This window comes from Pseudomonas sp. KH_017 (genome assembly GCF_057840285.1).
In genome coordinates this window covers 2243589-2265415 of record NZ_CM174509.1, presented here as the reverse complement: position 1 = coordinate 2265415, position 21827 = coordinate 2243589, and the positions used below count along the sequence as shown (strand labels likewise).

The following is a 21827-nucleotide window of genomic DNA, read 5'->3' as shown; positions in this document are numbered from 1 at the left end:
GAACACCCCATGCAGCTTTCTTCGCTCACTGCGGTTTCCCCTGTTGACGGCCGCTACGCCGGCAAAACCCAGGCCCTGCGCCCAATTTTCAGCGAGTACGGCCTGATCCGTGCCCGCGTTCTGGTTGAAGTGCGCTGGCTCCAGCGCCTGGCCGCTCACCCTGCCATCAGTGAAGTGCCGGCGTTCTCCGCCGAAGCCAACGCTGTGCTCAACACCCTGGCGGAAAACTTCTCTCTGGAGCACGCCGAGCGCGTCAAAGAGATCGAGCGCACCACCAACCACGACGTCAAGGCCATCGAATACCTGCTCAAAGAGCAAGCGGCCAAGCTGCCGGAACTGGCCAAGGTCAGCGAGTTCATCCACTTTGCCTGCACCAGCGAGGACATCAACAACCTGTCCCACGCCCTGATGCTGCGCGAAGGCCGTGATGACGTAATGCTGCCGCTGATGCGCCAGACCGCCAACGCCATCCGCGAACTGGCCATCCGCTTCGCCGACGTGCCGATGCTGTCGCGCACCCACGGTCAACCGGCCTCGCCGACCACCCTGGGCAAAGAACTGGCGAACGTGGTTTACCGCCTGGAGCGCCAGATCGCTCAAGTCGCTGCCGTTCCGCTGCTGGGCAAGATCAACGGCGCTGTCGGGAACTACAACGCCCATTTGTCGGCCTACCCTGAGATCGACTGGGAAGCCAACGCCCGCGCCTTCATCGAAGACGAGCTGGGCCTGGGCTTCAACCCGTACACCACGCAGATCGAACCGCACGACTACATTGCCGAGCTGTTCGACGCGATTGCCCGCTTCAACACCATCCTGATCGACTTCGACCGCGACATCTGGGGCTATATCTCCCTGGGTTATTTCAAACAGCGCACCATCGCTGGCGAAATCGGTTCGTCGACCATGCCGCACAAGGTCAACCCGATCGACTTCGAAAACTCCGAAGGCAACCTGGGTATCGCCAACGCACTGTTCCAGCACCTGGCGAGCAAACTGCCAATCTCCCGCTGGCAGCGCGACCTGACCGACTCCACCGTACTGCGCAACCTCGGTGTCGGCTTCGCCCACAGCGTGATCGCGTACGAAGCCAGCCTCAAGGGCATCAGCAAGCTTGAGCTCAACGAGCAGAAGATTGCCGCTGACCTGGACGCCTGCTGGGAAGTATTGGCCGAGCCGATCCAGACCGTGATGCGTCGCTACAACATCGAAAACCCGTACGAAAAGCTCAAAGAACTGACCCGCGGCAAGGGCATCAGCCCAGAAGCACTGCAGACTTTCATCGATGGCCTGGACATGCCAGCTGCCGCCAAGGCCGAGCTGAAATTGCTCACCCCGGCCAACTACATCGGCAACGCTGTAGCACAAGCCAAACGCATCTGATCGACCGCTAGACCCTTTATAAGACGCCCGGCCGCGCCGGGCGTTTTTATTCCCGTCTGAAAAGTGCAATTTTTCAATAGGTTACACATGAATCCTGATATTCCTCTTCAACTTCTGGGCGGCATCACGGCACGGGAATTCCTGCGCGACTACTGGCAGAAAAAGCCGCTGTTGATCCGTCAGGCGATTCCTGATTTCGAAAGCCCGATCGACGCCGACGAACTGGCCGGCCTGGCGCTGGAAGAAGAAGTCGAATCGCGCCTGATCATCGAGAATGGCGAGCGTCCGTGGGAACTGCGTCGCGGCCCGTTCGCCGAAGATGAATTCAGCAAGCTGCCTGAAACTGACTGGACCCTACTGGTGCAAGCCGTGGATCAGTTCGTCCCGGAAGTCAGCGAACTGCTGGAAAATTTCCGCTTTCTGCCGAGCTGGCGCATCGACGACGTGATGATCAGCTACGCCGCACCGGGTGGCAGCGTTGGTCCGCACTTCGACAACTACGACGTGTTCCTGCTGCAAGGCCACGGCAAGCGCAACTGGAAGATCGGCCAGATGTGCAACACCGAGAGCCCGATGCTGGCCCACGCCGACCTGCGCATCCTCTCCGAATTCGAAGCCACCGATGAATGGGTGCTGGAACCGGGCGACATGCTCTACCTGCCGCCACGCCTGGCCCATTGCGGCGTTGCCGTCGATGAATGCATGACCTACTCGGTCGGCTTCCGCGCACCGAGCGCTGCTGAAGTGCTGACCCACTTCACTGATTTCCTCAGCCAGTTCCTGTCGGACGAAGAACGCTACACCGACGCCGACGCCTTGCCGACGGCCGATCCTCACCAGATCCAGCGCGACGCACTCGACCGCCTCAAAGGCCTGCTGGCCGAGCACATGAGCGACGAGCGCCTGCTGCTGACCTGGTTCGGCCAGTTCATGACCGAGCCACGCTACCCGGAACTGGTAGTGGGCCCGGAAGACGTCGAAGAAGAGGACTTCATGTCCGCCCTGGAGCAGGGCGCGATCCTGATTCGCAACCCGAGCGCACGCCTGGCGTGGTCTGAAGTCGATGACGACCTGCTGCTGTTCGCCAGCGGCCAGAGCCGTTACCTGCCGGGCAAACTGCGCGAACTGCTGAAGATGATCTGCGCCGCCGATTCGCTGCACGCCGATAACCTTGGCGACTGGCTGAGCGACGAAGACGGCCGCGGCCTGCTGTGCGAACTGGTCAAGCAAGGAAGCCTGGGGTTTGCCGATGAATAAGATTCACGTTCGTGTCGCAGACTGGCAGAAGGACAACGCCGAGATCCGGCGCATTCGTGAGACGGTGTTCGTCGCCGAGCAATCGGTTCCGCCAGAACTGGAATGGGACGCCGATGACATTGATGCAGTGCATTTCCTCGCTTACGAAGGCGACTTTCCGATCGGTACCGCCCGCCTGCTGCCCGACGGCCACGTCGGCCGGGTGTCGGTACTCAGAGACTGGCGCGGCCTGAAAGTCGGCGATGCGCTGATGCAAGCAGTCATCGGTGAAGCCGAAGAGCGCGGACTCAAGCAGCAAATGCTCAGCGCCCAGGTACAAGCCACGGCGTTCTATGAGCGCCTGGGCTTTCACATGGTCAGTGAGGAGTTCCTGGAAGCCGGGATTCCGCATGTGGACATGGTTCGCCATTCGGCCTGAGACCGAGGTGCTCCTTTCGCGAGCAAGCCCGCTCCCACAAGGTTCACGCTGAACCTGTGGGAGCGGGCTTGCTCCGGGCGGCGTTCCGACGAAGAGGCCAGAAAGCACGCCACAAAACGCCCCGACATCGCACGATGCCGGGGCGTTTTGCTGTCTACGATTCAACTAGCGCCACGCCAGGCCGACAAACTGGCAATATCAAGCTTCAGAACGCGGAGATAACGGACATGCCCCTACGCACCCTGCTCACCACCTTGCTGCTCGGTTGCAGTTTTTCGGTGATGGCAGCCACCGAAATCGTGCCCCTGAACTACCGCACCAGCGCCGACCTGCTGCCGGTGGCGCAGGATTTCGTCGGCAAGGACGGTCAGGTCAGCGCCTACGGCAATCAACTCATCGTCAACGCCGATCAGCGCAAGATCGACGAACTTAAAGCCCTTCTTTCGCAACTCGACACGGCGCCCAAGCGCCTGCTGATCACGGTCGATACCAGCGACAACAACTTCCAGGGTGACCAGGGTTATTCGGTAAACGGCGCCAAGCCAAGCCAGACCCGCATCATCAACTACAGCACCGATAGCCGCGACGGCGGCATTCAGCAAGTGCAGGCCAGCGAAGGCGCACCGGCACTGATCCAGGTCGGCCAGAGCGTGCCGCTGACCAGTTCGCAGACCGATTCCTACGGCGACCTGCGCAGCCAGACCGAATACCGCAACGTCACTCAGGGCTTCTACGTCACGGCAAACGTCACCGGCGACATCGTTCACCTGTCGATCAGTACCAACCGTGACCGCATGAGCCAGGAACGTCCCGATGTAGTGAACGTACAAAGCACCGACACAACCGTCACCGGCCATCTCGGCGAGTGGATCCTGCTGGCCGGGGTCAACGGCCAGACCCAGGCCGACAAACAGGGCCAGACCCGCAGCTACTCGACCCAGAGCCGCAACGACATGACATTGCGGGTGAAAGTCGACACCCTGGACTAAAGCACCAAAAACTGACTGACGAGTCGTATTAGACCAAAGATGTAGTGCCTGAAAAAAAGCACTACAAAACGTTTGACGAGGCAAAAAAGCGAAGGCATGATGGCCTCGCTCCCGCTAATCAGAGGCCCTGGCAAGGGCCTTCGAGGCGATGTTCGCACCAACCCCCGCGAACCGCTTCGTGTCTGTACCGCCCACAAGGTGTGTTTGACGAGGTTGTCGACTGGAACGAAGTTGTCCCGAGGGACGGAAGCGTAATAGGTAACCCGGCACCACACTGATGTTCGCACCAAGGCCCACGACGCCTGAATGCGCCCGCAGTTCGCCTTTACCTGCTCACTTCCCCTCGAGCCGATCGTTCATCCCGTCGCCCTCCCCGCCGAATCCGACTTGACCGCTTAAGCTTCTGGTCAGCGAGCGCAGGAATTTTCCACCGCAGAACAACTTTTCATAAAGACGCGACGAGGTTTATCTCCCATGGCACTGACACGCGAACAGCAAATTGCAGCCCTCGAAAAAGACTGGGCTGAAAACCCGCGCTGGAAAGGCGTGACACGCACTTACTCCGCTGCTGACGTCGTCCGCCTGCGTGGCTCGGTTCAACCTGAGCACACCTTTGCAAAAATGGGCGCCGAGAAGCTGTGGAACCTGGTGACCCAGGGTGCCAAGCCAGCCTTCCGTCCCGAGAAAGATTTCGTCAACTGCATGGGCGCCCTGACCGGCGGCCAGGCTGTACAACAAGTCAAGGCCGGTATCCAGGCGATCTACCTGTCTGGCTGGCAGGTTGCTGCGGACAACAACTCCGCCGAATCGATGTACCCGGACCAGTCGCTGTACCCGGTGGACTCGGTTCCAACCGTGGTCAAGCGCATCAACAACTCGTTCCGTCGTGCCGACCAGATCCAGTGGAAAGCCGGCAAGAACCCGGGCGACGACGGCTACATCGACTACTTCGCACCGATCGTGGCTGACGCTGAAGCCGGTTTCGGCGGCGTACTGAACGCCTACGAGCTGATGAAGAGCATGATCGAAGCAGGCGCCGCCGGCGTTCACTTCGAAGACCAACTGGCTTCCGTGAAGAAATGCGGCCACATGGGCGGCAAGGTACTGGTTCCTACCCAGGAAGCCGTACAGAAGCTGACCGCTGCCCGCCTGGCTGCTGACGTTGCCGGTACTCCGACCATCATCCTGGCCCGTACCGACGCTAACGCCGCTGACCTGCTGACTTCGGACTGCGACCCGTACGACCAGCCATTCGTGACTGGCGAGCGCACTCAGGAAGGTTTCTACAAGGTTCGCGCTGGCCTGGATCAAGCGATCGCCCGCGGCCTGGCCTACGCTCCGTACGCCGACCTGATCTGGTGCGAAACCGCCAAGCCAGACTTGGACGAGGCTCGTCGCTTCGCTGAAGCGATCAAGAAGGAATACCCGGACCAACTGCTGTCGTACAACTGCTCGCCTTCCTTCAACTGGAAGAAAAACCTGGACGACGCGACCATCGCCAAGTTCCAGCGCGAACTGTCCGCCATGGGCTACAAGCACCAGTTCATCACCCTGGCCGGCATTCACAACATGTGGCACAGCATGTTCAACCTGGCGCACGACTACGCCCGCAACGACATGACTGCCTACGTGAAGCTGCAAGAGCAGGAATTCGCTGACGCTTCCAAGGGTTACACCTTCGTGGCGCACCAGCAGGAAGTGGGCACCGGCTACTTCGACGACATGACCACCGTGATCCAGGGTGGCTCGTCCTCGGTAACCGCGCTGACCGGTTCGACAGAAGAAGAACAGTTCCACTGATCCGCTTCGCTTGAGACATCAGCCGCTGCGGGCCGAATAGAAAGCTAACCGCAGCGCTGCACCTCTGACGCCCCGACTGGTTCGGGGCGTTTTTTTGCCTGCGATTCAACAAACACTGCAAAAACCCTGCGGGAGCGGACTTGCTCGCGAAAGCGTCGGATCAGTCGACATCAATACTCAATGATGAACCGCATTCGCGAGCAAGCCCGCTCCCACAGGGGAAAGTGGTGATCTGAAAATCATTGATCCAGAGCGGTACGGCTGTCAGAAAAACCCGCTAAAACACACCCCTCCGCTACTTGCTGTAACGCCCATATAAGACAACTTCCCGAGTATCCGAAGGACAAGCAGTTTAAAAATCACGCCAAACAATACTGATTATCATTTAGCGCAAACAATGTTCGTTACATTCCCTACAAAACATAATTGACAAAATGCCAGCTAATGCCCGAGCCGCAAGGCCTGCGGGGCTTTTGAAGCGCGCTATGTCCTTATTCCTATAATAAATTTCGCTATAGGAATTTTACTTGCCGGGTGTTTAGCCATAAAATCAGCGGGATTGATTGCTGCGACATATCGTCACTGCTTTTGTTTCTTTTCAAGCTCAGAGACCTTTGCTCTCTGTTAAGGATTACCAGCATGCCCGAAGCGACAGGACTCATGGCCCACAACTGGGGCTTTGCCATTTTCCTTCTAGGCGTTGTCGGCCTCTGCGCCTTCATGCTCGGTGTTTCCAGCCTCCTCGGGTCAAAAGCCTGGGGCCGCAGCAAAAACGAACCGTTCGAGTCCGGCATGCTACCTACAGGTGGCGCCCGCTTGCGGCTCTCAGCCAAATTCTATCTGGTTGCGATGCTCTTCGTGATCTTCGATATCGAAGCCCTCTTTCTCTTTGCATGGTCTGTGTCCGTCCGCGAAAGCGGCTGGACCGGATTCGTCGAAGCTCTCGTTTTCATAGCAATTCTGTTGGCAGGCCTTGTCTACCTATTCCGAGTGGGCGCCCTTGACTGGGCTCCGGAAGCTCGGCGCAAGCGGCAAGCGAAGCTGAAACAATGAGGCTTTGGCAATGCAATACAATCTCACCAGGATCGACCCCGATGCTCCTAACGAGCAGTATCCGATTGGCCAGCGGGAAACCGTTTCCGATCCGTTAGAAGATCAAGTCCACAAAAACATTTTCATGGGCAAGCTCGAAGACGTGCTTAACGGCACGATCAACTGGGGGCGCAAGAACTCCCTGTGGCCGTATAACTTCGGTCTTTCGTGCTGCTACGTGGAAATGACCACCGCCTTCACGGCGCCCCACGACATCGCGCGCTTTGGCGCCGAGGTTATCCGGGCATCGCCGCGCCAGGCGGATTTCATGGTTATCGCCGGTACCTGCTTCATCAAGATGGCGCCGATCATTCAGCGTCTCTACGAGCAAATGCTCGAGCCTAAATGGGTCATCTCCATGGGTTCGTGCGCCAACTCCGGTGGCATGTACGACATCTACTCCGTCGTTCAAGGGGTGGACAAGTTCCTGCCCGTGGACGTCTACGTGCCTGGCTGCCCGCCCCGTCCTGAAGCTTTTCTGCAAGGCTTGATGCTGTTGCAGGAGTCGATTGGCCAGGAGCGTCGCCCACTTTCCTGGGTCGTTGGCGATCAAGGCGTGTATCGCGCCGAGATGCCTTCCGAAAAGGAAAAGCGCCGCGAACAGCGAATCGCAGTCACCAACCTGCGCAGCCCCGACGAAGTCTGATCCAGATCTGCTTCTTTAATAGAACGAGAAACTGGCTTCATTCTTTACGTTGACCGAAAGCGATAAAATAACCATGACTACAGGCAGTGCTCTGTACATCCCGCCTTACAAGGCAGACGACCAGGATGTGGTCGTCGAACTGAATAACCGTTTTGGCCCGGAGGCGTTCACCGCCCAGGCTACCCGCACCGGCATGCCGGTGCTTTGGGTTGCCCGCGCCAAACTCGTCGAAGTCTTGGGCTTCCTGCGTAACCTGCCCAAGCCGTACGTCATGCTCTATGACCTGCACGGCGTGGACGAGCGCCTGCGCACCAAGCGTCAAGGGCTGCCGAACGGCGTCGACTTCTCCGTGTTCTATCACTTGATGTCGATCGAACGTAATAGTGACGTCATGATCAAAGTCGCCTTGTCCGAGAGCGACCTCAGCTTGCCGACCGTCACCAGCATCTGGCCGAACGCCAACTGGTACGAGCGTGAAGTCTGGGACATGTTCGGCATCGACTTCAAAGGCCACCCTCACCTGTCGCGCATCATGATGCCGCCGACCTGGGAAGGTCACCCGCTGCGCAAAGACTTCCCGGCCCGTGCCACCGAGTTCGATCCGTTCAGCCTGACCCTGGCCAAGCAACAGCTCGAGGAAGAAGCCGCGCGCTTCAAGCCTGAAGACTGGGGCATGAAGCGTTCCGGCCCGAACGAGGACTACATGTTCCTCAACCTCGGCCCGAACCACCCGTCCGCGCACGGTGCGTTCCGCATCATCCTGCAGCTGGACGGTGAAGAGATCGTCGACTGCGTACCGGACGTTGGTTACCACCACCGTGGTGCCGAGAAGATGGCCGAGCGTCAGTCCTGGCATAGCTTCATCCCGTACACCGACCGTATCGACTACCTCGGCGGCGTGATGAACAACCTGCCGTACGTGCTCTCGGTCGAGAAGCTGGCCGGCATCAAGGTGCCCGAGAAGGTCGACGTCATCCGCATCATGATGGCCGAGTTCTTCCGGATCACCAGCCACCTGCTGTTCCTGGGTACCTACATCCAGGACGTCGGCGCCATGACCCCGGTGTTCTTCACCTTCACCGACCGCCAGAAGGCGTACACGGTGATCGAAGCCATTACCGGTTTCCGTCTGCACCCGGCCTGGTACCGCATCGGTGGCGTCGCCCACGACCTGCCGCGCGGTTGGGAAAAACTGGTCAAGGATTTCGTCGAGTGGATGCCCAAGCGTCTGGACGAATACCAGAAAGCCGCACTGGACAACAGCATCCTGCGCGGCCGGACCATCGGCGTCGCCGATTACAACACCAAAGAGGCCCTGGAATGGGGCGTCACCGGTTCCGGCCTGCGCGCCACTGGTTGCGATTTCGACCTGCGTAAGGCGCGCCCGTACTCCGGCTACGAGAACTTCGAGTTCGAAGTGCCGCTGGCGGCCAATGGCGATGCCTACGACCGCTGCATCGTGCGCGTCGAAGAGATGCGCCAGAGCATCAAGATCATCGACCAGTGCCTGCGCAACATGCCGGAAGGACCGTACAAGGCGGATCACCCGCTGACCACACCGCCGCCGAAAGAGCGCACTCTGCAGCACATCGAAACCTTGATCACGCACTTCCTGCAGGTTTCGTGGGGTCCGGTCATGCCGGCCAACGAATCCTTCCAGATGATCGAAGCGACCAAGGGCATCAACAGTTATTACCTGACGAGCGATGGCGGCACCATGAGCTACCGCACCCGGATTCGTACCCCAAGCTTCCCGCACCTGCAGCAGATCCCTTCGGTGATCAAAGGCAGCATGGTCGCGGACTTGATTGCGTACCTGGGTAGTATCGATTTCGTTATGGCCGACGTGGACCGCTAAGCATGAACAGCACGCTTATCCAGACAGACCGTTTCACTTTGAGTGAAACCGAGCGCTCGGCCATCGAGCACGAGTTGCATCACTACGAAGACCCGCGCGCGGCGTCGATCGAAGCCCTGAAGATCGTCCAGAAGGAACGTGGCTGGGTGCCCGACGGCGCTTTGTACGCCATCGGCGAGATCCTCGGTATCCCGGCCAGCGACGTTGAAGGCGTGGCGACTTTCTATAGCCAGATCTTCCGTCAGCCAGTGGGCCGTCACATCATTCGCGTCTGCGACAGCATGGTCTGCTACATCGGCGGCCACGAGTCCGTGGTCAGCGAAATCCAGAGCAAGCTGGGCATCGGCCTGGGTCAGACCACCGCCGACGGTCGTTTCACCCTGCTGCCGGTCTGCTGCCTCGGCAACTGCGACAAGGCGCCGGCGTTGATGATCGACGACGACACTTTCGGTGATGTGCAGCCAGCAGGCGTTGCCAAATTGCTCGAGGGCTACGTATGACCCTGACTTCCTTCGGTCCGGCCAACCTCATCAAGCGTTCGGCCGAGACTCATCCGCTGACCTGGCGCCTGCGTGACGACGGCGAAGCTGTCTGGCTCGACGAGTACCAGGCCAAGAACGGTTACGCCGCTGCGCGCAAGGCCTTCGCCGACATGGCTCAGGACGACATCGTCCAGACCGTGAAAGATTCCGGCCTCAAGGGTCGCGGCGGTGCGGGCTTCCCCACTGGCGTGAAGTGGGGCCTGATGCCCAAGGACGAATCCATCAACATCCGCTACCTGCTGTGCAACGCGGATGAAATGGAGCCCAACACCTGGAAAGACCGCATGCTGATGGAGCAACTGCCCCATCTGCTGATCGAAGGCATGCTGATCAGTGCCCGCGCACTGAAAACCTACCGTGGCTACATCTTCCTGCGTGGCGAGTACACCACCGCCGCCAAGCACTTGAACCGTGCCGTGGAAGAAGCCAAGGCAGCAGGCCTTTTGGGCAAGAACATCCTGGGTTCGGGTTTTGATTTCGAGCTGTTCGTCCACACCGGCGCCGGGCGTTACATCTGCGGTGAAGAAACCGCACTGATCAACTCCCTCGAAGGCCGCCGCGCCAACCCGCGCTCCAAGCCGCCCTTCCCTGCCGCCGTTGGCGTGTGGGGCAAGCCGACTTGCGTGAACAACGTCGAGACCCTGTGCAACGTGCCGGCGATCATCGCCGACGGCGTGGACTGGTACAAATCGTTGGCTCGCGAAGGCAGCGAAGACATGGGCACCAAGCTCATGGGCTTCTCCGGCAAGGTCAAGAACCCGGGCCTGTGGGAACTGCCGTTCGGCGTCACCGGTCGCGAGTTGTTCGAAGACTACGCCGGCGGCATGCGCGACGGTTACAAGCTCAAGTGCTGGCAGCCAGGCGGCGCCGGTACCGGTTTCCTGTTGCCAGAACACCTGGACGCACAAATGTACGCCGGCGGCATCGCCAAAGTGGGCACCCGCATGGGTACCGGCCTGGCCATGGCGGTGGACGACAGCGTCAACATGGTGTCCCTGCTGCGCAACATGGAGCAGTTCTTCGCCCGCGAATCCTGTGGTTTCTGCACCCCGTGCCGCGATGGCTTGCCATGGAGCGTCAAGCTCCTGATGGCCATCGAGAACGGTGAAGGCCAGCCAGGCGACATCGAGACCCTGCTGGGTCTGGTCGGTTTCCTCGGCCCTGGCAAGACCTTCTGTGCTCACGCACCGGGCGCCGTGGAGCCGTTGGGCAGCGCAATCAAATACTTCCGTCCAGAGTTCGAAGCCGGTATCGCGCCTGTCAGCGCCGCCGTCCCGCCTCTGGCAAGGCCGATCCTGGTCGGCGCGTAAACGCTTAAAAAAGGCGAAGGGTCCGTGCCCTTCGCTTTTCGTGTGATGACGCCTTTAACGGCTGTGTTGATTCACGCGGATAACAAGATTCCATTAGCCACGCCCGCTGACACCGGGCCAACGAAGAACTTTGAACCATGGCCACTATCCACGTAGACGGCAAAGAGCTCGAAGTCGACGGGGCAGACAACCTGTTACAGGCATGTCTGTCGCTAGGCCTCGATATCCCTTATTTCTGCTGGCACCCTGCCCTTGGCAGCGTTGGCGCTTGCCGCCAGTGCGCGGTCAAGCAGTACACCGACGAGAACGACACCCGTGGTCGTATCGTCATGTCCTGCATGACCCCTGCCACCGACGGCACCTGGATCTCCATCGAAGATGAAGAATCCAAGGCCTTCCGTGCCAGTGTTGTCGAATGGTTGATGACCAACCACCCTCACGACTGCCCGGTCTGTGAAGAAGGCGGTCACTGCCACCTGCAAGACATGACGGTAATGACCGGCCACAACGAGCGCCGTTACCGCTTCACCAAGCGTACCCACCAGAACCAGCAACTGGGCCCGTTCATTTCCCACGAGATGAACCGCTGCATCGCCTGCTATCGCTGCGTGCGCTTCTATAAAGACTACGCCGGCGGCACCGACTTAGGTGTATACGGCGCACACGACAACGTGTACTTCGGTCGCGTTGAAGACGGCACCCTGGAAAGCGAGTTCTCCGGCAACCTCACCGAGGTCTGCCCGACCGGTGTGTTCACCGACAAGACTCACTCCGAGCGCTACAACCGCAAGTGGGACATGCAGTTCTCGCCGAGCATCTGCCATGGCTGCTCCAGCGGTTGCAACATCTCCCCGGGCGAGCGTTACGGCGAACTGCGTCGCATCGAAAACCGTTTCAACGGTTCGGTGAACCAGTACTTCCTGTGTGACCGTGGCCGTTTCGGCTATGGCTACGTCAACCGCGAAGATCGCCCGCGTCAGCCTTTGCTGGCCAACGGCGCCAAACTGAGCCTCGACGAAGCGCTGGATAAAGCCGCTGACCTGCTGCGCGGTCGCAACATCGTCGGTATCGGTTCGCCCCGCGCCAGCCTCGAAAGCAACTACGCGTTGCGCGAACTGGTCGGTGCCGAGCACTTCTACTCGGGTATCGAAGCTGCCGAACTGGAGCGCATCCGCCTGGTCCTGCAAGTGCTCAAAGACAGCCCGCTGCCAGTGCCGAACATGCGCGACATCGAAGACCACGACGCCGTGTTCGTCCTCGGTGAAGACCTGACCCAGACTGCTGCGCGCATGGCCCTGTCCCTGCGTCAATCGGTCAAGGGCAAGGCCGAAGACATGGCCGACGCCATGCGCGTCCAGCCTTGGCTCGACGCCGCCGTGAAGAACATCGGCCAGCACGCGCTGAACCCGCTGTTCATCGCCAGCCTGGCTGAAACCAAGCTCGACGACATCGCCGAAGAATGTGTTCACGCCGCTCCAGACGACCTGGCACGCATCGGTTTCGCCGTGGCTCACGCCCTCGACGCCAGCGCTCCAGCCGTTCAAGGCCTGGACGCTGAAGCCCTCGCACTGGCCAAGCGCATCGCCGACGCCCTGCTCGCAGCCAAGCGCCCACTGATCATCGCCGGTACTTCCCTCGGCTCCAAAGCCTTGATCGAAGCCGCCGCGAACATCGCCAAGGCTCTGAAGCTGCGCGAGAAGAACGGTTCCATCAGCCTGATCGTGCCAGAGGCCAACAGCCTCGGCCTGGCCATGCTCGGTGGCGAATCGGTCGACGCCGCGCTGCAAGCGGTGATCGACGGTAAAGCCGACGCCATCGTCGTGCTGGAAAACGATCTGTACACCCGTACCGACAAGGCCCGTGTCGATGCTGCCCTGAGCGCTGCGAAAGTGCTGATCGTCGCCGACCATCAGAAGACTGCCACCAGCGATCGCGCGCACCTGGTTCTGCCAGCCGCCAGCTTCGCTGAAGGCGACGGCACCCTGGTCAGCCAGGAAGGCCGCGCCCAGCGCTTCTTCCAGGTCTTCGATCCGAAGTACATGGACGCGAGCATCCTGGTTCACGAAGGCTGGCGCTGGCTGCATGCCCTGCGCGCGACCCTGTTGAACCAGCCAATTGACTGGACCCAACTGGACCACGCCACCGCCGCCGTCGCTTCCAGCACCTCGATCCTGAACCGTATCGTCGATGCCGCACCGTCCGCCGCGTTCCGCATCAAGGGCATGAAGCTGGCCCGTGAACCGCTGCGTTACTCCGGTCGTACCGCCATGCGCGCCGACATCAGCGTGCACGAGCCACGTACCCCGCAGGACAAGGACACCGCGTTCGCCTTCTCCATGGAAGGTTACTCGGGCTCGGCCGAGCCGCGTCAGCAAGTGCCATTCGCCTGGTCTCCGGGCTGGAACTCGCCGCAAGCCTGGAACAAGTTCCAGGACGAAGTCGGCGGTCACATCCGCGCTGGCGACCCGGGCACTCGCCTGATCGAAAGCACTGGTGACTCGCTGAACTGGTTCGCCAGTGTTCCGCGCGCGTTCAACCCGGCCCAGGGCACCTGGCAGGTTGTGCCGTTCTTCCACCTGTTCGGCAGCGAAGAGAACTCTTCGAAAGCCGCTCCGGTTCAGGAACGCATTCCGGCTGCCTATGTTGCTCTGGCCAAGTCCGAAGCCGACCGCCTGGGTGTCAACGACGGCGCCATGCTGAGTCTGAACGTCGCTGGTCAGACCCTGCGTCTGCCACTGCGTATCAATGAAGAGCTGGGCGCCGGTCTGGTGGCATTGCCTGCGGGCATCGCCGGCATTCCGCCAGCCATCTTTGGCAAATCCGTTGACGGTCTGCAGGAGGCAGCTCAATGACCTTGTTCACTCCTGAAGTGATCGACGTGATCATCGCGGTCCTCAAGGCCGTGGTGATTCTGCTCGCCGTAGTGGTTTGCGGTGCTCTGCTGAGCTGGGTCGAGCGTCGTCTGCTCGCCCTCTGGCAGGACCGTTACGGTCCGAACCGCGTCGGTCCGTTCGGCGCGTTCCAGATCGCGGCCGACATGATCAAGATGTTCTTCAAGGAAGACTGGACTCCGCCGTTCGCCGACAAAGTGATCTTCACTTTGGCGCCGGTCGTGGCCATGAGCGCCTTGCTGATTGCCTTCGCAATCATCCCGATCACCCCGACCTGGGGTGTCGCGGACATCAACATCGGCATCCTGTTCTTCTTCGCCATGGCGGGCCTGTCGGTCTACGCGGTGCTGTTCGCCGGCTGGTCGAGCAACAACAAGTTCGCCCTGTTGGGCAGCTTGCGGGCCTCGGCACAAACCGTGTCGTACGAAGTGTTCATGGGCCTGTCGCTGATGGGCATCGTGATCCAGGTCGGCTCGTTCAACATGCGCGACATCGTTGAATATCAAGCGCAGAACCTGTGGTTCGTCATTCCGCAGATCTTCGGTTTCCTGACCTTCTTCATCGCTGGCGTCGCCGTGACTCACCGTCACCCGTTCGACCAGCCGGAAGCGGAACAGGAACTGGCCGACGGTTACCACATTGAATACGCCGGCATGAAATGGGGCATGTTCTTCGTCGGTGAGTACATCGGCATCGTGCTGATCTCGGCGCTGCTGGTGACCCTGTTCTTCGGTGGCTGGCACGGTCCGTTCGGCATCCTGCCGCAGATCCCGTTCATCTGGTTCGCACTGAAAACCGCGTTCTTCATCATGTTCTTCATTCTGCTGCGCGCCTCGATTCCGCGCCCACGGTATGACCAAGTGATGGATTTCAGCTGGAAGTTCTGCTTGCCGCTGACCCTCGTCAACATGCTGGTGACCGCTGCGATCGTGTTGCTCAACACGCCCGCCGTCGCGGCTCAGTGAGGATAGAGAATCATGAAGTACATATTTGACATCGTGCATGGCTTCTACACCCAGCTTCGCAGCCTGGTGATGATCTTCAGCCATGCCTTCCGCAAGCGCGACACGCTGCAGTATCCGGAAGAGGCGGTGTACCTGCCGCCGCGCTTTCGTGGGCGTATCGTCCTGACCCGTGACCCCGACGGCGAAGAGCGTTGTGTAGCCTGCAACCTGTGCGCCGTGGCGTGCCCGGTCGGTTGCATCTCGCTGCAGAAAGCTGAAACCGAAGACGGTCGCTGGTACCCGGAGTTCTTTCGCATCAACTTCTCGCGCTGCATTTTCTGCGGCCTCTGCGAGGAAGCCTGCCCGACCACCGCGATCCAGTTGACACCGGATTTCGAAATGGCCGAGTTCAAACGTCAGGACCTGGTGTACGAGAAAGAAGATCTGCTGATCTCCGGCCCCGGCAAAAACCCTGATTACAACTTCTATCGTGTTGCAGGTATGGCGATTGCCGGGAAGCCGAAAGGCTCCGCGCAGAATGAAGCCGAACCGATCAACGTGAAGAGCTTGCTGCCTTAAGGAAGAAAGATGGAATTCGCTTTCTATTTCGCATCGGGTATCGCTGTGGTGTCCACGCTTCGCGTGATCACCAACACCAACCCTGTGCACGCCCTGCTCTACCTGATCATTTCGCTGATCGCCGTGGCCATGACGTTCTTCGCCCTCGGCGCACCGTTTGCCGGTGTCCTGGAAGTGATCGCCTACGCTGGCGCCATCATGGTGCTGTTCGTGTTCGTGGTGATGATGCTGAACCTGGGTCCTGCCTCGGCTCAGCAAGAGCGCGCCTGGCTCAAGCCCGGTATCTGGGGCGGCCCGGTCCTCCTCGCCGCGCTGCTGCTGGTGGAACTGCTGTATGTGCTGTTCTCCCACCAGACCGTTGAAGCCATCGGCCACACCACCGTAGACGCCAAGGCCGTGGGCATCAGCCTGTTCGGTCCTTACCTGCTGGTGGTCGAACTCGCCTCGATGCTGCTGCTCGCCGCAGCCGTCACGGCGTTCCACTTGGGCCGCAACGAAGCCAAGGAGCAATGACGATGCCTGCTATCCCCATGGAGCATGGTCTGGCGGTCGCCGGCATCCTGTTCTGCCTCGGTCTGGTCGGCCTGATGGTCCGCCGCAACATTCTCTTCGTGCTGATGAGCCTGGAGGTCATGATGAATGCCTCCGCCTTGGCGTTCATCGTTGCCGGTAGCCGCTGGGCGCAGCCGGATGGACAGATCATGTTCATCCTGGTGATCAGCCTGGCAGCCGCCGAGGCCAGTATTGGCCTGGCGATCCTGCTGCAACTGTATCGCCGCTTCCACACGCTCGATATCGACGCTGCCAGTGAGATGCGCGGATGAACCTTCTCTATCTGACTTTCCTGTTCCCTCTGATCGGTTTTGTGCTGCTGGCGTTCTCCCGGGGACGCCTCTCGGAAAACCTCTCGGCGCTGATCGGCGTTGGCTCCATTGGCCTGTCGGCGATCGTCGCGGCCTATGTGATCTGGCAGTTCAACGTCGCCCCGCCGGAAGGCGGTCACTACACCCTGGTGTTGTGGCAGTGGATGGCGGTGGAAGGCTTCACGCCGAACTTCGCCCTGTACCTGGACGGCCTGTCGCTGACCATGCTCGGTGTGGTGGTTGGCGTCGGCTTCCTGATCCACCTGTTCGCCTCCTGGTACATGCGCGGTGAAGCCGGTTACTCGCGCTTCTTCGCCTACACCAACCTGTTTATCGCCAGCATGCTGTTCCTGGTACTGGGCGATAACCTGTTGTTCCTGTACTTCGGCTGGGAAGGCGTGGGCCTGTGCTCGTACCTGTTGATCGGTTTCTACTACAGCAACCGCAACAACGGTAACGCCGCGCTCAAGGCCTTCATCGTGACCCGTATCGGTGACGTGTTCATGGCCATCGGCCTGTTCATTCTGTTTGCCCAACTGGGCACGCTGAACGTTCAGGAACTGCTGGTGCTGGCCCCGCAGAAATTCCAGTCCGGCGACTTCTGGATGGTCATGGCCACCTTGATGCTGCTGGGCGGCGCTGTCGGTAAATCCGCGCAACTGCCGCTGCAAACCTGGCTGGCGGACGCAATGGCCGGCCCGACTCCGGTTTCGGCACTGATCCACGCCGCAACCATGGTAACCGCTGGTGTCTACCTGATTGCCCGTACCCACGGCCTGTTCACCCTGGCGCCGGAAATCCTGCATCTAGTAGGAATCGTCGGTGGCGTGACCCTGGTTCTCGCAGGCTTTGCAGCCTTGGTCCAGACCGACATCAAGCGTATCCTCGCCTACTCGACCATGAGCCAGATCGGCTACATGTTCCTGGCCCTGGGCGTTGGTGCCTGGGACGGCGCGATCTTCCACCTGATGACCCACGCCTTCTTCAAGGCCCTGCTGTTCCTTGCGTCCGGTTCGGTGATCGTTGCCTGCCACCACGAACAGAACATCTTCAAGATGGGCGGTCTGTGGAAGAAACTGCCACTGGCCTACGCCAGCTTCATCGTCGGCGGCGCGGCCCTGGCGGCCCTGCCTCTGGTGACTGCGGGCTTCTACTCCAAGGACGAAATCCTCTGGGAAGCGTTCGCCAGCGGCAACAACGGTCTGCTCTATGCAGGTCTGGTCGGCGCGTTCATGACTTCGCTCTACACCTTCCGCCTGATCTTCATCGCGTTCCACGGTGAAGCCAAGACCGAAGCCCACGCCGGTCACGGCATTGCCCACTGGCTGCCACTGTCGGTGCTGATTGTATTGTCCACCGCCATCGGCGCGATGATCGTTCCACCGCTGCACGGCGTACTGCCGGAAAGCGTCGGCCATGCTGGCGGCGAAGCCAAGCACAGCCTGGAAATCGCTTCGGGCGCCATCGCCCTGGCCGGTATCCTGCTGGCCGCACTGCTGTTCCTCGGCAAGCGTCGCTTCGTCACTGCCGTCGCCAACAGCGGCATCGGCCGCCTCCTTTCGGCCTGGTGGTTCGCTGCCTGGGGCTTCGACTGGATCTACGACAAACTGTTCGTCAAGCCTTACCTTGCGATCATCCATGTACTGCGCAAAGACCCGCTCGACCAGACCATCGGTCTGATCCCGCGCATGGCCAAAGGCGGTCACACCGCCCTGAGCCGTACCGAGACCGGTCAACTGCGTTGGTATGCCGCCTCGATGGCTGCTGGTGCCGTGCTGGTCATTGGCGCCGTCGTGCTGGTAGCGGTCTGATATGAACCTTGCGAATTTGCGAAAGGAAACGAGCCCGTCATGATTCTGCCCTGGCTAATCCTGATCCCCTTCATCGGCGGCCTGCTGTGCTGGATGGGTGAGCGCTTCGGCGCCACCCTCCCGCGCTGGATTGCGCTGATCACCATGTCCCTGCTGCTCTCCCTCGGCCTCTGGCTGTGGGCCAACGGTGACTATTCATTTGCCCCGGCGCCAGGCGCCGATCCGACCTGGGTGATTGAGTTCAAACACGTCTGGATCCAGCGTTTCGGCATCAATGTGCACCTGGCCCTCGACGGCCTGTCGCTGTTGATGATCCTGCTGACCGGTCTGCTGGGTGTCCTCTCGGTACTCTGCTCGTGGAAAGAGATCCAGCGTCACGTGGGCTTCTTCCACCTGAACCTGATGTGGATCCTGGGCGGCGTCGTCGGCGTGTTCCTCGCCCTCGACCTGTTCATGTTCTTCTTCTTCTGGGAAATGATGCTGGTGCCGATGTACTTCCTCATCGCGCTCTGGGGTCACAGTTCTTCGGACGGCAAGAAAACCCGGATCTACGCGGCGACCAAGTTCTTCATCTTCACTCAGGCTTCCGGCCTGATCATGCTGGTGGCGATCCTGGGCCTGGTACTGGTCAACTTCAACGACACCGGCGTGATTACCTTCAACTACGCCGATCTGTTGAAAACCAAGATGTCGCTGACCACCGAGTACATCCTGATGCTCGGCTTCTTCATCGCCTTCGCGGTCAAGTTGCCGGTCGTACCGTTCCACTCCTGGCTGCCTGACGCTCACGCCCAGGCGCCGACCGCAGGTTCCGTCGACCTCGCCGGTATCTTGCTGAAGACTGCTGCGTACGGTCTGCTGCGTTTCGCCCTGCCGCTGTTCCCGAATGCGTCGGCCGAGTTTGCGCCGATCGCCATGACCCTGGGTCTGATCGGGATCTTCTACGGTGCGTTCCTGGCCTTCGCGCAAACTGACATCAAGCGTCTGATTGCCTTCTCGTCCGTTTCCCACATGGGCTTCGTACTGATCGGCATCTACTCCGGCAGCCAACTGGCGCTGCAGGGTGCAGTGATGCAGATGCTGGCCCACGGCCTGTCGGCCGCGGCACTCTTTATCTTGAGCGGCCAGTTGTACGAACGCACCCACACTCGCGACATGCGTGAAATGGGTGGCCTGTGGTCGAAGATCGCTTACCTGCCAGCCCTCAGCCTGTTCTTCGCCGCCGCGTCGCTGGGCTTGCCGGCGACCGGTAACTTCGTCGGAGAGTTCCTGATCCTGATCGGCACCTTTGCCAGTGCCCCATGGGTCACCGTGATCGCGACGTCCGGCCTGGTGTTCGGTTCGGTCTACTCGCTGATCATGATCCACCGTGCCTTCTTCGGCCCGTCCAAATCGGACGCGGTGCTGCATGGCATGGACGGTCGCGAACTGATCATGGTAGCCGGTCTTGCGGCGTTGGTGATCTACATCGGTGTTTACCCGCAACCGTTCCTCGACACCTCTGCCGCTACGATGCATGGCGTGCAGCAGTGGATCGGCACCGCCTTCACTCAACTCGCTTCGGCCCGGTAAGAGCGCTATGGAATTCACGACTCAACACTTTATCGCGCTTGCGCCGTTGTTGATCACCAGCGCCACGATCATCGTGGTGATGCTGGCGATTGCCTGGCGCCGCAACCACTCCCAGACCTTCCTGCTGTCGGTGGCGGGTCTGAACCTGGCATTGCTGTCGATCCTGCCTGCCTTGAAAGTCGCGCCCCTGGCCGTGACTCCATTGTTGCAGATCGACAGCTTCGCCTGCCTGTACATGGCGCTGATCCTGGTCGCCACCCTCGCCTGTGTGACCCTCGCCCACGCCTACCTCGGCGATGGCGGCACAGGTTACCCGGGCAACCGTGAAGAGCTTTACCTGCTGATCCTGATGGCCGCTGCCGGTGGCCTGGTGTTGGTCAGCGCGCAGCACCTGGCCGGGTTGTTCGTCGGTCTGGAACTGCTCTCGGTACCGGTCTACGGTCTGGTGGCTTATGCCTTCTTCAACAAGCGCTCGCTGGAAGCCGGTATCAAGTACATGGTGCTGTCGGCGGCCGGTTCCGCGTTCCTGTTGTTCGGTATGGCCCTGCTCTACGCTGACTCCGGCTCCCTGAGCTTCGTCGGCATCGGTCAGGCGCTGGCGGCCACCGGCATGCCAAGCTCGCTGGCTCAACTGGGCCTGGGCATGATGCTGATCGGCCTGGCGTTCAAGCTGTCGCTGGTGCCGTTCCACCTCTGGACTCCAGACGTTTACGAAGGTGCTCCGGCGCCGGTGGCAGCGTTCCTGGCTACCGCCTCCAAAGTTGCGGTGTTCGCGGTGATGGTGCGCCTGTTCCAGATCTCGCCAGTGGCGAGCAGCGGCGTGCTGAGCAACGTGCTGACCATCATCGCCATCGCGTCGATCCTGTTCGGAAACCTGCTGGCACTGACCCAGAGCAACCTCAAGCGTCTGCTGGGTTACTCGTCCATCGCTCACTTCGGCTACCTGCTGATCGCCCTGGTGGCGAGCAAGGGTCTGGCCGTGGAAGCCATCGGCGTGTACCTGGTCACCTACGTCATCACCAGCCTCGGCGCCTTCGGTGTGATCACCCTGATGTCCTCGCCGTACAAAGGCCGTGACGCAGACGCCCTGTACGAATACCGCGGCCTGTTCTGGCGCCGTCCGTACCTGACCGCCGTACTGACCGTGATGATGCTGTCCCTGGCCGGTATCCCGCTGACCGCGGGCTTCATCGGCAAGTTCTACATCATCGCCACCGGTGTCGAGTCGCACCAATGGTGGCTGGTCGGTTCCCTGGTACTGGGCAGCGCCATCGGCGTCTTCTACTACCTTCGCGTGATGGTCACCCTGTTCCTGATCGAGCCAAACCTGCGTCGCGTCGACGCCCAACTGCATTGGGAACAACGTGCGGGCGGCGTGATGCTGCTGGCGATTGCGGTACTGGCGTTTTTCCTCGGGCTGTATCCGCAGCCGCTGTTGAACCTGGTTCAACAATCGGGGTTGGCGGGTTGATCGCCTGAGCGACACTGAGTAGAAAACAGAAACGGCACCTTCGGGTGCCGTTTTTTGTGGCGAGGGAGCTTGCTCCCTCGCCACGGGTCATTGTTTTTGAGAAGTAATGCTGTTCAGAGAGCCCTACTGTCCTCAATGGCCTCTTCGCGGGCAAGCCCGCTCCCACACTGACCGAGGATAGCCTCAGATTTTGTGTACGACACAAAACCTGTGGGAGCGGGCTTGCCCGCGAAGGCGTCGAACCAGCCGACATCAGTGTTGAATGCCAGTCCGCTATCGCGAGCAGGCTCGCCCACAGGGATCTTCTGTGGGCACACAAATTGTGAACACCTGCAAATAACTGTGGGAGCGAGCTTGCCCGCGATAGCGGCGGAACAGGCACATACGCGAACGGCACCTTCCGG

At 60.4% G+C, this 21827-nt stretch carries 18 protein-coding genes; all 18 read left to right on the top strand.

Going from position 1 to position 21827, the window contains the following annotated elements:
- Positions 1-9 precede the first annotated feature (9 nt).
- The 18 genes from purB to nuoN all read left to right on the top strand — a co-directional run bounded on the left by purB (position 10) and on the right by nuoN (position 21423).
- Positions 10-1380: an adenylosuccinate lyase gene (purB, locus tag AC3IT6_RS10245; RefSeq protein WP_007940861.1), complete on the top strand. Its 1371-nt coding sequence runs from the start codon at positions 10-12 to the stop codon at positions 1378-1380.
- Between the two features lie 87 nt (positions 1381-1467).
- Entirely contained in the window at positions 1468-2637 is a 1170-nt protein-coding gene (locus AC3IT6_RS10240; RefSeq protein WP_223444756.1) for a ribosomal protein uL16 3-hydroxylase, read from the top strand.
- On the top strand, positions 2630-3055 hold the full coding sequence (locus AC3IT6_RS10235) for a GNAT family N-acetyltransferase (protein ID WP_223453966.1): 426 nt from the start codon (positions 2630-2632) through the stop codon (positions 3053-3055). The genes AC3IT6_RS10240 and AC3IT6_RS10235 overlap by 8 nt, the downstream gene beginning before the upstream one ends.
- A gap of 227 nt (positions 3056-3282) precedes the next feature.
- On the top strand, positions 3283-4044 hold the full coding sequence (locus AC3IT6_RS10230) for a secretin N-terminal domain-containing protein (protein WP_489355202.1): 762 nt from the start codon (positions 3283-3285) through the stop codon (positions 4042-4044).
- A 474-nt stretch (positions 4045-4518) separates the two neighbouring features.
- Positions 4519-5844 (top strand): isocitrate lyase, encoded by a 1326-nt coding sequence (aceA, locus tag AC3IT6_RS10225; RefSeq protein ID WP_034146910.1) that lies wholly within the window; start codon positions 4519-4521, stop codon positions 5842-5844.
- A gap of 639 nt (positions 5845-6483) precedes the next feature.
- Positions 6484-6897, top strand: coding sequence for an NADH-quinone oxidoreductase subunit A (locus tag AC3IT6_RS10220; RefSeq protein ID WP_003223812.1), 414 nt, complete (start codon positions 6484-6486; stop codon positions 6895-6897).
- Between the two features lie 10 nt (positions 6898-6907).
- Positions 6908-7582 (top strand): NuoB/complex I 20 kDa subunit family protein, encoded by a 675-nt coding sequence (locus tag AC3IT6_RS10215; RefSeq protein ID WP_046037844.1) that lies wholly within the window; start codon positions 6908-6910, stop codon positions 7580-7582.
- A gap of 73 nt (positions 7583-7655) precedes the next feature.
- Positions 7656-9440: an NADH-quinone oxidoreductase subunit C/D gene (gene nuoC, locus AC3IT6_RS10210; RefSeq protein WP_223444752.1), complete on the top strand. Its 1785-nt coding sequence runs from the start codon at positions 7656-7658 to the stop codon at positions 9438-9440.
- Positions 9441-9442: 2 nt separating this feature from the next.
- On the top strand, positions 9443-9940 hold the full coding sequence (gene nuoE / locus AC3IT6_RS10205) for an NADH-quinone oxidoreductase subunit NuoE (protein WP_008020715.1): 498 nt from the start codon (positions 9443-9445) through the stop codon (positions 9938-9940).
- Positions 9937-11292, top strand: coding sequence for an NADH-quinone oxidoreductase subunit NuoF (gene nuoF, locus AC3IT6_RS10200; RefSeq protein WP_150725934.1), 1356 nt, complete (start codon positions 9937-9939; stop codon positions 11290-11292). Before nuoE ends, nuoF begins: the two co-directional genes overlap by 4 nt.
- Before the next feature lie 137 nt (positions 11293-11429).
- Positions 11430-14144 (top strand): NADH-quinone oxidoreductase subunit NuoG, encoded by a 2715-nt coding sequence (gene nuoG, locus AC3IT6_RS10195; protein WP_489355199.1) that lies wholly within the window; start codon positions 11430-11432, stop codon positions 14142-14144.
- Complete coding sequence (gene nuoH, locus AC3IT6_RS10190) at positions 14141-15148, top strand: NADH-quinone oxidoreductase subunit NuoH (RefSeq protein ID WP_095943714.1); 1008 nt, start codon at positions 14141-14143, stop codon at positions 15146-15148. Before nuoG ends, nuoH begins: the two co-directional genes overlap by 4 nt.
- A gap of 12 nt (positions 15149-15160) precedes the next feature.
- Positions 15161-15706, top strand: coding sequence for an NADH-quinone oxidoreductase subunit NuoI (nuoI, locus tag AC3IT6_RS10185; RefSeq protein WP_219098071.1), 546 nt, complete (start codon positions 15161-15163; stop codon positions 15704-15706).
- Between the two features lie 9 nt (positions 15707-15715).
- Complete coding sequence (nuoJ, locus tag AC3IT6_RS10180; protein ID WP_489355196.1) at positions 15716-16219, top strand: NADH-quinone oxidoreductase subunit J; 504 nt, start codon at positions 15716-15718, stop codon at positions 16217-16219.
- Between the two features lie 2 nt (positions 16220-16221).
- Positions 16222-16530, top strand: coding sequence for an NADH-quinone oxidoreductase subunit NuoK (gene nuoK, locus AC3IT6_RS10175; protein WP_007946416.1), 309 nt, complete (start codon positions 16222-16224; stop codon positions 16528-16530).
- Positions 16527-18380 carry an NADH-quinone oxidoreductase subunit L gene (gene nuoL / locus AC3IT6_RS10170; protein ID WP_150725930.1) on the top strand — a complete coding sequence of 618 codons (1854 nt, stop codon included), beginning with the start codon at positions 16527-16529 and terminating at the stop codon, positions 18378-18380. Before nuoK ends, nuoL begins: the two co-directional genes overlap by 4 nt.
- A gap of 39 nt (positions 18381-18419) precedes the next feature.
- Entirely contained in the window at positions 18420-19952 is a 1533-nt protein-coding gene (gene nuoM / locus AC3IT6_RS10165) for an NADH-quinone oxidoreductase subunit M (protein ID WP_150725929.1), read from the top strand.
- A 7-nt stretch (positions 19953-19959) separates the two neighbouring features.
- Positions 19960-21423, top strand: coding sequence for an NADH-quinone oxidoreductase subunit NuoN (nuoN, locus tag AC3IT6_RS10160; protein WP_458371031.1), 1464 nt, complete (start codon positions 19960-19962; stop codon positions 21421-21423).
- The last annotated feature ends 404 nt before the right edge of the window (positions 21424-21827 follow it).